At 63.0% G+C, this 18957-nt stretch carries 2 protein-coding genes; both read left to right on the top strand.

The annotated features are described in order from the left end of the window. The first annotated feature begins 156 nt into the window (after positions 1-156). A complete protein-coding gene (locus HBO41_RS11960; RefSeq protein WP_169986363.1) occupies positions 157-11172 on the top strand; it encodes a non-ribosomal peptide synthetase in 11016 nt (3671 codons plus the stop codon). Between the two features lie 3 nt (positions 11173-11175). Beyond that, positions 11176-18957 (top strand): non-ribosomal peptide synthetase, encoded by a 7782-nt coding sequence (locus HBO41_RS11955; RefSeq protein ID WP_169986361.1) that lies wholly within the window; start codon positions 11176-11178, stop codon positions 18955-18957.

Raw genomic sequence — 18957 nt, 5'->3', positions numbered from 1 at the left:
CTAGCCTGAGTTTGCGAGCCTTGGCTGAGATTGATGTAACCCTTGATGACACCGCGCTTCACGCCGCTTACGCCCCGCTAATTTTTCCTTGTCCGGTTCGTTTTATAGGGACGACGTGCCTTTGTGCTTCCTGCCTATTGTTCCGGACTCCAAGAAATGAATGCTGAAGACTCCTTGAAACTTGCTCGCCGGTTTATCGGGTTGCCCCTGGAAAAGCGCCAGGTTTTCCTGCAAGCCCTGCAGAAAGAAGGCGTGGATTTTTCCCGGTTTCCGATTCCGGCGGGCGTGGACGTGGAGGATCGCCAGGCGCTGTCCTACGCGCAGCAGCGCATGTGGTTTCTGTGGCAACTGGACCCGGCCAGTGGCGCATACAACCTGCCCAGCGCCGTGCGGCTCAAGGGCGCCCTCAGCCTGCGCGCACTGGAACAGGCATTCGCAAGCCTGGTGACACGTCATGAAACCCTGCGCACGGTCTTCCAGCGCCAGGCCGACGATCGTTTGCTGCAAGTTGCCATCGAGCCGTCGGTTGCCGTCGAGCCTCTGGACTTCAGTGCGCTGGGCTTTGACGAACGCGAGCAGGCCGTCAACCAGGCGGCGACCCGTCAATCACTGCTGCCGTTCGATCTGGAAAACGGCCCACTGCTGCGCGTGCAATTGCTCAAGCTCGATGCGCAAGAGCATGTGCTGCTGCTGACCCTGCACCACATCGTCTCCGATGGCTGGTCGATGAATGTGCTGATCGACGAGTTCATTCGCTGCTACGACGCCCACGAACGCCACGAGACGCCGCAATTGCCGGCGCTGCCGATCCAGTACAGCGACTACGCCCTGTGGCAGCGCCGTTGGCTGGAAGCGGGGGAGCAGGCACGCCAGCTTGAATACTGGCAGGCACGTCTGGGTGATGAGCATCCGGTGCTGGAACTGCCCACCGATCGCCCGCGTCCGGCCATGCCCAGCTACCAGGGCACCCGGCATAATTTCGCCATCGATTCAGGCCTCGCCGCGCAGCTGCGTAGTTGCGCGCAAAAGCACAACGTCACCCTGTTCATGTTGCTGCTGGGCGCTTTCAACGTGTTGTTGCATCGCTACACGGGGCAGGGCGATATCCGCGTCGGTGTGCCGATCGCCAATCGTAATCGCAGTGAGGTCGAAGGGCTGATCGGTTTTTTCGTCAACACTCAGGTTCTGCGTACCGAGTTAACCGGGCAAACCCGTGTCGCCGAACTGTTGCAGGGCATCAAGGAGCACGCCCTCGGCGCCCAGGCCCATCAGGAGCTGCCGTTCGAGCGTCTGGTGGAAGCCCTCAAGGTCGAGCGCAGCCTGAGCCATACGCCGCTGTTTCAGGTGATGTACAACCACCAGCCGGTGGTAGCGGACATTGCCACGGTGAGCACCGCCTCCGGCCTGGAACTGGCGCTGGTGGAGTGGCAAGGCCGTACCACCCAGTTCGACCTGACCCTGGATACCTATGAAAAGTCCGGCACCTTGCAGGCTGCGTTGACCTACGCCAACGACCTGTTTGACGCGCCCTCCATAACGCGCATGGCCCAGCACTGGATCAGCCTGCTGCAGGCCATGGTTTCCGGCGACGAACACCGCATCGGTGAGTTGCCGATGCTGGCCGCCGATGAGCAGCAGGTGCTGGTCCAGGCATGGAACCAGACGGCCCAGGCGTACCCGACCGCGCAAGGAGTGCATCGGCTCATTGAAGAGCAGGTACAGCGCACCCCGGATGCTCCGGCGCTGGTGTTTGGTGCGACCACGTTGAGCTATGCCCAGCTCGACGCCCGCGCCAACCAGTTGGCCCATGCCTTGCGCGAGCAGGGCGTCGGCCCTGACGTGCTGGTGGGTATCTGTGTGGAGCGCTCGGTCGAGATGGTGGTGGGCCTGTTGGCGATCCTCAAGGCCGGCGGTGCCTATGTGCCGTTGGACCCCGAATACCCCCAGGAACGCCTCGCCTACATGATCGAAGACAGCGGCATCAAGCTGTTGCTCAGCCAGCAGAGCCTGCAGGCTTCGTTGCCGATTAATGGCGTGCAAGTGATCGTTCTGGACCAGGCGCCGGGTTGGCTTGACGGCTATAGCCGCGAATCACCGGCCGTGGCCATCCAGGCGCTCAACTTGGCCTACGTGATTTACACCTCCGGTTCCACCGGCAAACCCAAGGGCGCCGGCAACAGCCATCGCGCGCTGGTCAACCGCTTGTGCTGGATGCAGCAGGCTTACGGCCTGGACGCCAGCGATGCGGTCTTGCAGAAAACCCCGTTCAGCTTTGATGTGTCGGTGTGGGAATTTTTCTGGCCATTGATGACCGGCGCTCGGCTGGTGGTCGCCGCTCCTGGCGAACATCGCGAGCCGGCGCGACTGATCCAGACCATCGGCCGTCACGCCATTACCACCTTGCACTTCGTGCCGTCGATGCTCCAGGCGTTTATCCATGAGGCGGGCGTGCAGGCTTGTACGAGCCTCAAACGCATCGTGTGCAGCGGCGAAGCCTTGCCGTTGGACGCGCAGTTGCAGGTGTTCGCCAAACTGCCAGCGACGGGTTTGTTCAACCTCTACGGCCCCACCGAAGCCGCCATCGACGTCACCCACTGGACATGCGTCGACGAAGGCGCCGACAGCGTGCCCATCGGTCGTCCGATTGCCAACCTGGCCACCTATGTCCTCGACGCCCAGCTCAACCCGGTGCCCGCCGGTGTCTCTGGCGAGTTGTACCTGGGCGGCGTCGGCCTGGCGCGCAGCTATCACCGCCGCCCGGGCTTGACCGCCGAACGCTTTGTGCCGAGCCCTTTTGTTGACGGAGAGCGCCTCTATCGCACCGGCGACCGCGTGCGCCAGCGTGCCGATGGCGTGATCGAGTACCTCGGCCGCCTCGACCATCAGGTCAAGCTGCGCGGCTTGCGTATCGAGCTGGGCGAAATCGAAACCCGGCTGATGCAACACCCGCAGGTGCGCGAAGCGGTGGTGCTGGTGCAGGGCGGCAAACAGCTGGTTGCCTACCTGGTTAACGAGGGTGAAGCGCCGAGCGACCTCAAGGCCTGGTTGCTCAGCAGCCTGCCGGAATACATGGTGCCCACGCACTTCGTCACCCTGGCCAAACTGCCGGTCACTGCCAACGGCAAGCTCGACCGCAAGGCGCTGCCGTTGCCGGATGCTGCGCCGCAGCAAGCCTTTGTCGCGCCTGAAAACGCCCTGCAAAAAGCCCTGGCGGCAATCTGGAGTGATGTGCTCGGCGCCGCGCAAGTCGGTCTGGACGACAACTTCTTCGAGCTGGGTGGCGACTCGATTATCTCCATCCAAGTGGTCAGCCGCGCCCGTCAGGCGGGGATTCGCCTCAGCCCGCGTGACCTGTTCCAGTACCAGAGCGTGCGCAGCCTGGCGCTGGTGGCGAGCTTTGAACAGGCGGCGGTTATCGATCAGGGACCAGTCAGCGGCGAGGTGATCCTCACGCCCGTGCAACACAGCTTTTTCGAGCAGGTGATCCCGGCGCGCCAGCATTGGAACCAGTCGCTGCTGTTGGCCCCGCGTGAAGCCCTGGAGCCCGCGCGCATTGACGCGGCCTTGACCCGTTTGATTAACCACCATGACGCCCTGCGCCTGCGTTTTGTGCGCCAGGCAGACGGTTGGCAGCAGGCCCACGCCGAGCCGGTTGCAAGTGCTTCAGTGTGGCAGGCCCAAGTCGCTGACGAGGCTGAGCTGGCCGCACTTTGCGACAAGGCACACGGCAGCCTCAACCTTGAACAGGGTCCGCTGCTGCGCGCGGTACTGGTCTCGATGGCAGACGGCGCCCAGCGCCTGCTGCTGGTGGTGCATCACCTGGTGGTCGATGGCGTGTCGTGGCGCATCCTGCTCGAAGACCTGCAGCAGGCTTACCGCAACGCTGCGCTGCCGGCCAAGACCAGTGCCTACCAGGACTGGGCGCAGCAATTGCAGGCCCATGCGCTGACGCTGGATAACCAACTGCCGTACTGGCAGGCCCAGACCGCGAGCGCCGATCTGCCCTGCGACAACCCCCAGGGCGGCCTGCAGAATCGCCTGGGCAGCAAGCTCGAAATCCGCTTGAGCGCCGAACACACCCGTCAACTGCTGCAAGACGCCCCGGCGGCCTACCGCACCCAGGTCAATGACTTGCTGCTAACCGCGCTGGCGCGCGTGGTCAGCCGCTGGAGCGGGCAGCCTGCCGCGCTGATCCAGCTGGAAGGCCATGGCCGTGAAGACCTGTTCGATACGCTCGACCTGAGCCGTACCGTCGGCTGGTTTACCAGCCTGTTCCCGGTGCGCCTGCAAGCCGATGGCGAGCTGTCGGCGGCGATCAAATCGGTGAAGGAACAACTGCGCGCCGTGCCGCACAAAGGCATTGGCTACGGCCTGCTGCGCTACCTCGGCACGCCTGACGCCCGTCAAGCCCTCTCGAACCTGGCCGCGCCACGCATCACGTTCAACTACCTGGGGCAGTTCGACCGCCAGTTCAACGAGTCGGCGCTGTTCGTTCCCGCCACCCAGGGCAGTGGGCAGGCTCAAGACCCGGAGGCGCCGCTGGCTAACTGGCTGACGGTGGAGGGGCAGGTGTACGGCGGTGAATTGGCCCTGCAGTGGGGGTTCAGCCGTGAAATGTTCGAGGTCGCGACTGTCCAGCAGCTGGCGGATGATTACCAGCAGGAACTGCTGGCACTGATCGCGCATTGCGTCGACCCTAAACAGGGCGGCCTGACACCGGCCGACGTGACCCTGGCGCAATTGACCCAGCCCCAGCTCGACGAGTTGGCACTGCCGGCAAGGGACGTGCAGGACCTGTACCCGCTGTCGCCGATGCAACAGGGCATGCTGTTTCACAGCCTCTACCAACAGGGCGAGGATGATATTTACGTCAGCCAGCTGCGCGCCGATGTGCACGGCCTGGACGTGGCAGTCTTCCAGCGCGCCTGGGCGCAAGTGCTGGCACGGCATGACATGTTGCGCACCGGGTTTGTCTGGCAGGAAGACCAGGGCCAGGCCCTGCAAGTGGTGTATCGACAGGTCAGCTTGCCGTTTACCGAATTCGACTGGCGTGGGCGTCAGGAACTTCCCGCCGCCCTGGACAGCCTGGCTGCCGAGCACCATCGCGAGGGCTTCGAGCTGGCGCGTCCGCCGTTGCTGCGAGTAGCGTTGGTACGTACGGCTGAAGACTGCTGGCACTTGATCTACACCAGCCATCACATCCTGATGGATGGCTGGAGTAACGCACTGGTGCTCAATGAAGTGCTGCAGGCCTGCAAGGGCCAGGCACTGGCGCCGGTGGGCGCGGGGTTTTCCCAGCACATCGCCTGGTTGCAGCAGCAGGATCCGGCGTTGGGCGAGGCCTTTTGGCGCCAGCGCCTGGCGCAGTTGGACGAGCCGACGCACCTGGCGCGCAGTGTGGCCAAGAGCCCAGCGCAGAGTGCGGGTGAATACGGTGAAGTGCTTTGTGAGTGGGATGCTATCCAGACGCAGCGCCTGGCGGTCTTCGCCCGTGCACACCAAGTGACCCTCAATACCCTGGTGCAATCGGCGTGGCTGTTGCTGCTGCAACGCTACACCGGCCAGTCCAGCGTCGCCTGTGGGGTGACGGTTTCCGGGCGCCCGGCGCAATTGGCGGATGTCGAGCAGCAAGTCGGCCTGTTCATCAACACCTTGCCGCTGATTGCCGCCGCCAGCCCGGCGCAAAGCGTCAGCGATTGGGTGCGATGCGTACAGGCACTGAACCTGGAAATGCGCGAGCATGAACACACGCCGCTGTTTGATATCCAGCGCTGGGCCGGTTCGGCCGGTGAGGCATTATTCGACACGCTGGTGGTGTTCGAAAACTTCCCGGTGGCCAAGACGCTGGAACAGTCGGGCGAGGGCGGTTTGCGTTTCAGTGGCGTCAGTCATCAGGAGCGCACCAACTACCCGTTGACACTGACCGTGCACGGCGGCGAGCGCCTGAGCCTGCACCTGGAATACCTGCGTGCGCAGTTCGACACCGACACTGTGCAGCACATCGGCACCTACTTGCAGGGCTTGCTGCAGCAATTTATTCAGGCGCCGGAGCAAGCCGTGGGCGCCATCCCCTTGCTGTTGGACCCTGAATACACCCGCGTGCTGCAAGACTGGAACCCGCGCAGTGTTGCTCAAACGGCCAAGGCAAGCGTATTGCAGCGCTTCGAACAACAAGCCGCGCTGCACCCGCAAAACATCGCGCTGATCCTGGACCAGCAGCGTATGACCTACGCCGACCTCAACCTGCGCGCCAATCGCCTGGCCCATCGTCTGATCACGTTGGGCGTCAGCGCCGACACCCTGGTGGGCGTGGCGGTGGACCGTTCCCTGGAAATGATCGTCGGCTTGCTGGCGGTGCTCAAGTCCGGTGGCGCTTATGTGCCGCTGGACCCGAAATACCCGGCCGAACGCCTGCAATGCATGATCGAGGACAGCGGTCTGCAATTACTGCTGACTCAGCAGCCGTTGGTGGCGCATCTGCCGATCAGCGCGAACCTGACGCTTGTGTGCCTGGAGTCCGGCGCAGACTGGTTGGCCGATTACAGCGCTGAAAACCCCGTGTCGAGGGCGCAGCCGGCCAACCTGGCCTACGTGATGTTCACTTCCGGCTCGACCGGCAGGCCAAAAGGCGTGGGCATCGACCTGGCGTCCCTGGCCCGGCATGTGGAGGTGTTCACCGAACTGTTTGCGCTGCAGGCCCATGACCGCGTGCTGCAATTTGGCACCTTCAACTTCGACGGTTTTGTCGAGCAGCTCTACCCGGCGCTGTGCTGCGGTGCGGCGGTGGTGGTACGCGGTGGCGAACTGTGGGACAGCGACACCTTCTACCAGCAACTGATTGAACACGATATTTCCGTGGTCGACCTGACCACGGCCTATTGGCTGTCTCTGGTGCGCGACTTTGCAGACCTAGGCCCACGTGATTATGGGCGCCTGCGCCAACTGCACATTGGCGGCGAAGCCATGCCGCCTGAAGGGCTGAATGCCTGGCGCGCAGCAGGCTTGCAGCATGTGCGGCTGCTCAATACCTACGGGCCTACCGAAGCCACCGTGACCGCCACTGCCCTGGACTGCGCCGCGTATGTCGAGGGCCGTGAAGCCTTGCCGTCGATGATGCCGATTGGCCGCGTGCTGGATGGCCGTGCCATTTACCTGCTGGATGCCAACCTCAACCCGGTGCCGGTAGGTGTCGCCGGCGAGTTGGTGATCGGCGGGCCGCTGCTGGCGCGGGGTTATTTCAAGCGTGCGGACCTGACGGCCCACCGCTTCATTCCCGATCCTTTCTGTGCTGACGGCGTCGGCCGTTTGTACCGCACCGGTGACCTGGCGCGCTATCGCGCCGATGGGATGATCGAGTACGTGGGGCGAATCGACCATCAGGTCAAGGTGCGAGGTTTCCGTATCGAGTTGGGTGAAATCGAAGCGCGCCTGCTGGTCCAGGCCAGTGTGCGCGAGGCGCTGGTGATCGCGGCGGACAACCAGTTGGTCGGCTATATCGTGGCCAGCCAGTCATTGTCCGACACCGAGCAGGCCCAGTTGCGCACGCAGCTCAAGGCCGCGTTGCGCCAAGAGCTGCCGGACTACATGGTGCCGGCGCATCTGCTGGTGCTGGAGCGCCTGCCGCTGAGCCCCAACGGCAAGCTCGACCGTGCCGCGCTGCCCAAGCCGGATATCAGCCAAGCCCTGGTCGATTGGGTTGCACCGGTCACCGAGACCGAGCAACGCGTCGCGGCTATCTGGGCCCAGGTGCTGGGCGCCGAACGGGTAGGGCTCAACGATCACTTCTTCGAGATGGGCGGGCATTCGTTGCTCGCAACTCAGGTGGTGTCCCGGTTGCGTCATGGCCTGGGCATCGAAGTTGCACTGCGGGCGCTGTTTGAACAGCCCGTGTTGGGCGACTTTGTTAACAATCTGGCGGGGGTTAACAGTCTGGCCGCGGTCAGCGCGTCGGCGCCGGCGATGGTGGCGGCGGATCGCGATCAGCCATTGTTGCTGTCCTATGCCCAGGAACGGCAGTGGTTCCTCTGGCAACTGGACCCACACAGTTCGGCCTATCACGTGCCGAGTGCGCTGCGCCTGAAAGGTTCGCTCGACCGCTGCGCCCTGCAACGTGCCTTCGATACCGTGGTGGCGCGTCACGACAGCCTGCGCACGCATTTTCAGCAAGAAACCGACCGCACGGTGCAAGTGGTCAGCCCACAGGCGCGGATCGAACTCGCATTCGCGCTCACCGACCAAGCGCAGCTCAAATCCAGGGTGCAAGCGCTGGTGGCGCAACCGTTCGATCTGCGCCAGGGGCCGCTGATGCGTGTGAGCCTCTTGCGCCTGGCTGAAGACGAGCATGTGCTGGTCCTGGTGCAACATCACATCATCTCCGACGGCTGGTCGATGCAAGTGATGGTCGACGAAATGGTGCAGTTGTATACGGCCTACAGCCAAGACCAGGCCCTGCAATTGCCGGCGATGCCGATCCAATACGCCGACTACGCAAAATGGCAGCGCGATTGGATGGAAGCCGGTGAAAAGGCGCGCCAGCTCGACTACTGGCGTGAATTGCTCGGCGGCGAGCAACCGGTGCTGGAGTTGCCTTTTGATCACCAGCGCCCTGCGGTACCGTCCCATGGCGGCGCGCGTCTGTATATTGCGCTGCCGACCCCGTTGCTCGATGGCCTCAAGTCGTTGGCCCAGCGCCAAGGTGTGACGCTGTTCATGCTGTTGCTGGCCTCCTACCACGCGCTGTTGCATCGCTACAGCGGCCAGCGGGACATCCGTGTCGGCGTGCCGATCGCCAACCGCAACCGCGTTGAAACCGAACGGCTGATCGGCTTCTTCGTCAACACCCAGGTGCTCAAGGCCGAGATCGACGCGCAAACCACCGTTGCCCAGTTGTTGCAGCAGGTCAAACAGCGCGCCCTGGAAGCCCAGGCCCATCAGGACCTGCCGTTCGAGCAACTGGTCGAGGCCCTGCAACCTGAGCGCAGCCTGAGTTTGAGCCCGTTGTTCCAGGTGGCGTTCAACCATCACTTCAGTCAGGCCAGCGAGCATTTACAGCGCCTGGCGCAGTTGGACATGAGCCCGGTGAGCTGGGATGAAACGGCTGCGCATTTCGACCTTACCCTGGACATCGAGGAGTCCCGTGACCAGTTGAGTGCGTCCCTGAGCTATGCGACCGACCTGTTCGAAGCCTCGACCATTGAACGCATGGCCCGTCACTGGCACAACCTGTTGCAGGCGATGGTTGCCGACCAGCAGCAGCCCATCAGCCAGTTGAACCTGCTCAGCCAGGATGAGCAACAGCACATCCTGCAGCTGTGGAACCAGGCCGACGCCGGTTTCCCGGCCGAGCGCCTGGTACACGAACTGTTCGCCGATCGCGCCCGGGAAACCCCGGATGCGGTGGCGGTCAAGTTCGATGCACAAACCCTGACTTATGGCGAGCTGGACCGCCAGGCCAACCGCCTGGCCCATGCACTGATCGCCCGTGGCGTCGGCCCGGAAGTGCGGGTGGCGATTGCCATGCCGCGCAGCGCGGAAATCATGGTGGCGTTCCTCGCGGTGATGAAAGCCGGTGGCGTGTATGTGCCGCTGGACATCGAATACCCGCGTGATCGTTTGCTGTACATGATGCAAGACAGCCGCGCGAAATTGCTGCTGAGCCACAGCAGTGCCTTGGCGCAATTGCCGCTTGCCGAGGGTCTGGACACCCTGGCCATTGACCGCACCGAAGACTGGGCCGGTTATAGCGATACCGCGCCGCAGGTCGATCTGGATGGCGACAACCTCGCCTACGTGATCTACACCTCCGGCTCCACCGGCATGCCCAAGGGCGTGGCGGTTTCCCACGGCCCGCTGGTGGCGCACATCATCGCCACCGGCGAACGCTACGAAACCGGCCCGGCCGACTGCGAATTGCATTTCATGTCCTTTGCCTTCGACGGCTCCCACGAAGGCTGGATGCACCCGCTGATCAACGGCGCCAGCGTACTGATCCGCGACGACAGCCTGTGGTTGCCGGAATACACCTACGCGCAAATGCACCGTCACCACGTGACCATGGCCGTGTTCCCGCCGGTGTACCTGCAACAATTGGCCGAGCATGCCGAGCGCGATGGCAACCCGCCCAATGTGCGCGTGTACTGCTTCGGCGGCGATGCGGTGGCGCAGGCCAGTTACGACCTGGCGTGGCGCGCACTGAAACCGACTTATCTGTTCAACGGCTACGGCCCGACCGAAACCGTGGTCACGCCGCTGCTGTGGAAAGCCCGTCGCGGCGATCCGTGCGGCGCGGTCTATGCGCCGATCGGCACACTGTTGGGCAACCGCAGCGGCTACGTGTTGGACTCACAACTCAACCTGCAACCCATCGGCGTGGCTGGTGAGCTGTACCTCGGCGGCGAAGGCGTGGCCCGTGGTTATCTGGAGCGCCCGGCACTCACCGCCGAGCGTTTTGTGCCGGACCCGTTCGGCAAGCCTGGCAGCCGCGTTTACCGCAGCGGCGACCTGACCCGTGGCCGTGCGGACGGCGTGGTGGATTACCTCGGGCGTGTCGACCATCAGGTGAAAATTCGTGGTTTCCGTATTGAGTTGGGCGAGATCGAAGCACGCCTGCGCGAGCAGGACAGCGTCGGCGAAACCGTCGTCGTGGCCCAGGAAGGCCAGGCCGGTAAGCAATTGGTCGCCTATGTAGTGCCTGCCACCGTGCAGCTCGACCACACCGCGTTCCGCGACAGCCTGCGCCGGGCCCTGAAAACCCGGCTACCGGATTACATGGTGCCGACGCACTTCATGTTCCTGGACCAAATGCCATTGACCCCCAACGGCAAACTCGACCGCAAGGGCCTGCCCGAGCCGGATGCGAGCCTGATGCAGCAGCACTACGTCGCCCCGCAAACCGAGCTGGAGCAGCAAATCGCCGCGATCTGGGCCGAGATTCTGCACTTGCCTCGCGTGGGCCTGGACGACAACTTCTTCGAAGTGGGCGGCCACTCCTTGCTGGCAATCCAGATCACCTCGCGGGTGCAGGCCGAACTGGGGCTGGAAGTGCCGCTGGTGGAAGTGTTCCAGACTGAAACGTTGCGCGCCTATGCCCAGGCCGCTGCCACCTTCCGCGCCGGCAGCGCGGAAGACTTTGATGATCTTCGTGACTTTTTGAGCGAACTAGAGGCGATTTGAACCATGCTTTCCAACCCTAATATCGATCTGGTTTCGCGCTTTCTTCGCCTGCCTCTGGAACAGCGTCAACAGTTCTACCAACGCCTGCAAAGCCGTGGCATGAGTTTCGCGCAACTGCCGATCGCCTCGATTCGCGAGGACGGCCAACACGCGCAGCTGTCTTATGCCCAGGAGCGCCAGTGGTTTCTCTGGCAACTGGACCCGGACAGCGCGGCCTATCACGTCCCCGGCGCCTTGCGCCTGAGCGGGCGCCTGGACAAGGCCGCGCTGCAGCGCAGCTTCGACACGCTGGTGGCGCGCCATGAAAGCCTGCGCACCCGTTTGCACCTGGAGGGCGAGCAGCGTGCCCAGCAAGTATTGGCCCAGGCTGTGATCGAGATCGCTGAACACTCAGCCGACGAGGCCGGGCTAAAAGCAAGCGTCGAAGCTGAAATCGCCCGACCTTTCGATTTGCAGCAAGGTCCGTTATTGCGGGTCAGCTTGTTCGGCCTAAGCGAAGAAGAGCATGTGCTGGTGCTGGTTCAGCACCATATCGTCTCTGACGGTTGGTCGATGGGCGTGATGGTGCAAGAGCTGATGCAGCTTTATGCCGCCTACAGCCAGGGCCAGGCGTGCACGTTGGCACCGCTGCCGATCCAGTATGCCGACTACGCGTTGTGGCAACGCCGCTGGATGGAGGCGGGGGAGAAGGCCCGTCAACTGGATTACTGGCGTGAGCTGCTCAGTGGCACGCAGCCGGTGCTGGAGCTGCCGCTCGATCACCCGCGCCCAGCACAGCAGAGTTTCCTTGGCGCACGCCAGGACATGGCCCTGGAACCCTCCCTGGTCGCCGGTCTCAAGGCCCTGGCCCAGCGCGAAGGGGTGACGCTATTCATGCTGCTGTTGGCGTCGTTTCAGGTATTTCTGTATCGCTACAGCGGGCAGTCGGACATTCGCGTCGGCGTGCCGATCGCCAACCGCAACCGCGTCGAGACCGAATCGCTGATCGGCTTTTTCGTCAACACGCAGGTGCTCAAGGCCGATCTCGACGGCCAGATGACCTTCGCCCAACTGCTGCAACACACCAAGCGCCGCGCGCTGCAAGCCCAGGCCCATCAGGATTTGCCCTTCGAGCAACTGGTCGAAGCGCTGCAACCCGAACGCAGCCTTAGCCATAACCCGCTGTTTCAGGTGATGTTCAATCACCAGGCCAAGACCCCATCCGCAGAGCAGCAACTGCCGGGCCTGCGTGTGGCCAGCCTCGAACTGGAAACCCAAAGCGCCCAGTTTGACCTGAGCCTGGATACCCAGGAAACCGGCGACGGCCTCTGGGCCTCCCTGACCTATGCCACCGACTTGTTCAACACGGCGACCGCCTCGCGCATGCTGGGCCATTGGCTGAACCTGTTGCGCGCCGCCGTGGCCAACCCTGCAATGGCCTTGCAGGACCTGGCGACGCTGGACGCCACGGAGCGCCAACAACTCCTCTACCAGTGGAATGCCACCGAGCGCGCCTACCCGCAAGGCCAGTGGGTGCATCAGTTGATTGAAGCGCAGGTGCTGGCGCAACCGGATGCACCGGCATTGCGTTTTGGTGACGTTTCGCTGAGTTACGCCGAACTGAACCGCCGCGCCAATCGCTTGGCCCATCGTTTGATCGAGGCCGGCGTTGGCCCGGATGCGCTGGTGGGGCTGGCGGTGGAGCGCTCCATCGAGATGGTGGTGGGGCTATTGGCGGTGCTCAAGGCCGGTGGCGCGTATGTGCCGCTGGACCCGGAATACCCGCGTGAGCGCCTGGCCTACATGCTTGAAGACAGCGGCGTGAAGCTGCTGCTGACTCAGGCGCATTTGCTCGAACAGTTGCCGATCCCACAAGGATTGGAAACCCTGGTGCTGGGTGAGTCCGGCTTCGACAGCTACAGCGACGCAAACCCGGATATCGCGCTGGACGGCGAAAACCTCGCCTACGTGATCTACACCTCCGGCTCCACCGGCCAACCCAAAGGCGCCGGCAACCGCCATTCAGCGCTGCTCAATCGCCTGCAATGGATGCAGGAGGCCTATGGCCTGGGCGCCAGCGACAGCGTGCTGCAAAAGACCCCGTTCAGCTTCGACGTGTCTGTGTGGGAGTTCTTCTGGCCACTGATAACCGGCGCGCGCCTGGTCGTTGCAGCACCGGGCGATCACCGTGATCCGGCCCGGTTGGTCAGCCTGATCACTGCCGAACAGATCACCACGCTGCACTTTGTACCCTCGATGTTGCAGGCGTTCCTGCAAGACCCGGCGGTTTCGACCTGCCACAGCGTGCAGCGCATCGTGTGCAGCGGCGAGGCGCTGCCGGTGGATGCGCAACAGCAAGTCATGGCCAAACTGCCGCAAGCCGGGCTCTATAACCTCTACGGTCCAACCGAAGCCGCCATCGACGTGACCCACTGGACCTGTGTCGATGAAGGGCGTGACGCCGTGCCGATTGGTCGCCCGATTGCCAATCTGGGCTGCTACATCCTCGACAGCCATTTCGAACCGGTACCGATTGGCGTGCTGGGCGAGCTTTACCTGGGCGGTCTCGGCCTGGCCCGTGGTTATCACCGACGTCCGGCATTGACCGCCGAGCGTTTTATCGCCCATCCCTTTGTCAGCGGTGAGCGTCTGTACCGCAGCGGCGACCTGGCGCGGTATCGCGCAGACGGCGTGATTGAATATGCCGGGCGTGCCGATCATCAGGTCAAGTTGCGTGGCCTACGTATCGAATTGGGCGAAATCGAAGCGCGTTTACTGGAACACGATTACGTCCGCGAAGCGGCCGTGTTGGCACCGGACAGTCAATACCTGGTGGGCTACCTGGTGCTGCAAAACGCAGCGGATGATTGGCGCGATGTGCTCGGCGCTCATCTTGCCGAAACACTGCCGGATTACATGGTGCCCGCACAATGGATGCTGCTGGAGCAGATGCCGCTGAGCCCCAACGGCAAGCTTGACCGCAAGGCGCTGCCAAAGCCCGAAGCCACGCAGCAATATGAAGCCCCGCAAAGCGCGCTGGAGCAGCAGATCGCCGCCATCTGGGCCGACGTGCTGGGCATCGAGCAGGTGGGGTTGAATGACAATTTCTTTGAGCGCGGCGGTGACTCGATCATCTCGATTCAGGTGGTCAGTCGCGCACGTGCCGCCGGTATTCATTTCACCGCCAAGGCGTTGTTCCAGCATCAAACCGTGCGCAGCCTCGCGCGGGTGGCGCAGTTGCAAACCGCGCGGGTGATCGACCAAGGTTCGGTGCAGGGTGAGACGCCGTTGCTGCCGTTCCAGCAGTTGTTCTTCGAGATGCAGCTGCCGGACCCGCATCACTGGAACCAGTCCTTCTTGCTGACGCCACGCCAAGCGCTTCAGGGCGATCGTCTGGAAGCCGCGTTGCAGGGCCTGATTGCTCACCACGATGTGCTGCGTTTGCGCTTCAGCCAGCACCTTGAGGGTTGGCAAGCCGAGCATGCTGCGGCTGGCACACAGGTACTGTGGCAAGCCAAGGTGGCAGATGCCAGCGAGTTGACCGCGCTCTGCGAAAAAGCCCAGCGCAGCCTCGACCTGCAACAGGGGCCATTGCTGCGTGCGGTAGTGGTCGAGCTGGCAGACGGTTCCCAGCGCCTGTTGCTGGTGATGCACCACTTGGTGGTGGACGGCGTGTCCTGGCGGGTGTTCCTTGAAGACCTGCAAGCGCTGTATCGCGACCAAAAATTGCCGGCCAAGACCTCTTCATTCAAAGCCTGGGCCGGGCGCTTGCAAGCCCACGCCCGTAGCGCTGCGATGGCGTCCGAGCAAGCCTTTTGGCTGCAACAGCTGCAAGGTGCGGCCACCGACTTGCCGTGCCGTGACCCGCAAGGCGCGCGTCCCGGGCGACTGGCTGAGACTGTGGTCAGCCAACTGGATGCCGAACGCACCCGGCAATTGCTGCAACAGGCGCCGACGGCCTACCGCACTCAGATCAACGACCTGCTGCTCACGGCCCTGGCTCGGGTGATCTGCCAGTGGACGGGTCACGCCTCGAGCCTGATCCAGCTGGAGGGCCATGGCCGTGAAGACCTGTTTGACGACATTGACCTGACGCGCACCCTGGGCTGGTTCACCAGCCTGTTTCCGGTGCGCCTGACCCCCGACGTGTCCCCGGCGGTTTCGATCAAACAGATCAAGGAGCAATTGCGCAGCGTGCCGCATAAAGGCTTGGGTTTTGGCGCTTTGCGTTACCTGGGCGATGACGCCACACGTGAGGCGTTCAGTGCTTTGCCAGCGCCGCGCATCACCTTCAACTACCTGGGCCAGGTTGACGGCAGTTTCGACCAACCGGACACCCTGTTCGCGCCCGCCGCAGAAAGTGCCGGTGCCGAACAAAGCCCGGATGCGCCGCTGGGTAACTGGCTGACGCTCAACGGCCAAGTCTATGGCGGCGAACTGCAACTGGGCTGGACGTTCAGCCCGCTGATGTTCGACCCCGCGGTGATCGAAACGCTGAGCGCGGCCTACACCCGCGAACTCAACGCGCTGATAGAACATTGCTGCACGCCCGGCAATGGCGGTGTGACCGCCTCGGATTTCCCGTTATCGCGCTTGAACCAATCGCAGCTGGAGTCGTTGCCGCTGGCGTTCGATGCCGTAGAAGACATCTACACCTTGTCGCCCATGCAGCAAGGCATGCTCTTTCACACCCTCTATGAGCAGACGGCGGGCGACTACATCAACCAGATTCGCGTGACGGCGCAAGGCCTGGATGTGGCGCGCTTCCAGCACGCCTGGGATGCCACGGTGCAGGCCCATGACGTGCTGCGCAGCGGGTTCTTCTGGGAAGGCCAGCTGGAATGGCCATGCCAGGTGGTATACCGCGAAGCGCGGCTGCCGATTCAAGTTCTGGATTGGCGCGCCATGCCGGAGCGCGAACTGGAACTGCGCAACCTGCAACAGGCCCAGCGCCGCCAGGGTTTTGACCTGGCCAAGGCGCCACTGGTGCGGCTGGTACTGGTGCGCACCGATGAGCAGTGCTACGAGTTGATCTACACCAGCCATCACATCCTGATGGACGGCTGGAGCAATTCGCGACTGTTCGGCGAAGTGCTGCAACGCTATGCCGGTGTGGCAGTGCCGGAAGCGGCCGGGCGCTATCGCGATTACATCGGTTGGCTGCAACAGCGTGATGCCGCTGCGACTGAAGCCTTCTGGCGTGAGCAATTGAGTGCATTGCAAACCCCGACACGGCTGGGCAGCAGCCAACCGATGGCGGTGCAAGGGCATGGCGAGTATCAACTGGCGCTTGATCGCACACTCACGACTCAACTTGAGTCGTTCGCCCGAAGCCACAACGTCACGCTCAATACTTTGATCCAGGCGGCGTGGCTGATTCTGTTGCAGCGTCACAGCGGCCAGGCGGTAGTGGCCTTCGGTGCTACCGTGGCCGGTCGCCCGGCGGAGCTTGCGGGCGTTGAGCAGCAGATCGGTCTGTTCATCAACACCTTGCCGGTGATCTGCGCGGTCGAGGGGCAGGTGTCAGTGGCCGACTGGTTGCAAGCCGTGCAGGCGCAAAACCTGGCCTTGCGTGAGCATGAACACACTGGCCTGTATGACATTCAGCGCTGGGCCGGGCAGGGCGGTGAAGCCTTGTTCGACAATATCCTGGTGTTCGAAAACTACCCGGTGTCCAAAGCCCTGGCGCAAAGCGGCGGCAGCGGCATTCGGTTTGGCGAGCCCCATGCCCATGAACAAACCAACTTCCCGCTGACGGTGCTGGTGGATCTGGGCGAAACGCTGTCGGTGCAGTTCAGCTTTGCCCGCGCGCATTTCCACGAAAATACGGTGCAAGGTTACAGCCGGCATCTGGTCAACCTGCTGCAAGCGATGCTTGAGGGCGGGCAGCAACGCCTGGGTGAGCTGGCGATGCTCGACGCCACTGAGCGCCAACAGGTGATTGAGGACTGGAACGCCACATCCCGCGATTACCCGTTGCAGCAAACGGTGCAGCAACTGATTGAGGCGCAGGTTGCGCTCACGCCAGAGGCACCGGCACTGGTGTTTGCCGAGCAACGCTTGAATTACGCTGAGCTGAACCGTCGCGCCAATCGCCTGGCCCATCGTCTGATCGAGGCGGGCGTGGGGCCGGACACGCTGGTGGGGCTGGCGGTGGAGCGCTCCATCGAGATGGTGATCGGCCTGCTGGCGGTGCTCAAGGCTGGTGGCGCATACGTGCCGCTGGACCCGGAGTATCCGCGTGAGCGCCTGGCCTACATGCTTGAAGACAGTGGCGTGAAGCTGCTGCTCACTCAGGCGCATCTACTCGGTCAGTTGCCGATTCCACACGGCCTGGAAACGCTGGTACTTGGCGAGACTGGATTCGAAGACTTTAGCGCAGAGAATCCGGGTATTGCTCTGGACGGCGAAAACCTCGCCTACGTGATCTACACCTCCGGTTCCACCGGCCAGCCCAAAGGCGCCGGCAATCGTCATGCGGCCCTGACCAACCGCCTGCAATGGATGCAGGAAGCCTACGGCCTGGATGTCAGCGACAGCGTGCTGCAAAAGACCCCGTTCAGCTTTGATGTGTCGGTGTGGGAGTTCTTCTGGCCACTGATGACCGGCGCACGCCTGGTCGTTGCTGCGCCCGGCGATCACCGTGATCCGGCCAGGCTGGTCAGCCTGATCAATGCCGAACAGGTCACCACGCTGCACTTTGTACCCTCGATGTTGCAGGCATTCCTGCAAGACCCGACCGTCGCGACCTGCCACACCTTGCACCGCATTGTGTGCAGCGGCGAGGCGTTGCCGGTGGATGCGCAACAGCAGGTCTTCGCCAAACTACCGCAAGCCGGGTTGTATAACCTTTACGGTCCGACCGAGGCCGCCATCGACGTGACCCACTGGACCTGCATCAATGAAGGTCGCGATGCGGTGCCGATTGGTCGCCCGATTGCCAACCTGGGCTGCTACATCCTCGACGGCAACTTTGAGCCGGCGCCGGTGGGCGTGTTGGGCGAGCTGTACCTGGGCGGTGTCGGCCTGGCCCGGGGTTACCATCGCCGCCCGGCATTGACCGCCGAGCGCTTCATTGCCAACCCCTTTATCGACGGTGAGCGCCTGTATCGCACCGGCGACCTGGCGCGCTATCGCGACGACGGCGTGATCGAGTACGCCGGGCGTATCGACCATCAAGTCAAGTTGCGTGGCTTGCGTATCGAGTTGGGTGAAATCGAAGCGCGCCTGCTCGAACACGAGTGGGTGCGTGAAGCCGCGGTGCTGGCCGTCGACGGCAAATATCTGGTGGGCTACCTGGTGTTGCAAAACGCCGCCGACGACTGGCGCGACGTGTTGAGCGCGCACTTGGCCCAACACCTGCCGGACTACATGGTGCCCGCGCTATGGATGCTGCTGGAACAGATGCCCCTGAGCCCCAACGGCAAGCTTGACCGCAAGGCGCTGCCGAAGGTGGACGCCAACCTGCAGGCGCGCGAATACGCGGCGCCGCGCAGCGACCTGGAACAACAGATCGCCGCAATCTGGGCCGAAGTACTCGACGTGCAACGGGTGGGCTTGAACGACAACTTCTTCGAGTTGGGCGGGCATTCCCTGTTGGCGACCCAAGTGGTGGTGCGCCTGCGCGAGCAGTTGCACGCCGAATTCGACGTCAAATCGATCTTCACCACCCCGACCCTGGCGGATTTCAGTGCCTATGTCGCCACCCGGCAAACAAATAATTCACCGGTGCAGGACGCATTGGCTAAATCCTTGGAGGCCCTCAAACGTCTATCAGCAGAAGATTTGGATAAATTGATTTCCTGA

The sequence above is a fragment of the Pseudomonas sp. WS 5146 genome (assembly GCF_012985495.1).
Lineage (GTDB): Bacteria > Pseudomonadota > Gammaproteobacteria > Pseudomonadales > Pseudomonadaceae > Aquipseudomonas > Aquipseudomonas edaphica.
The sequence above is the reverse complement of the archived record's forward strand: the minus strand, read 5'-3'. Positions and strand labels throughout refer to the sequence as shown.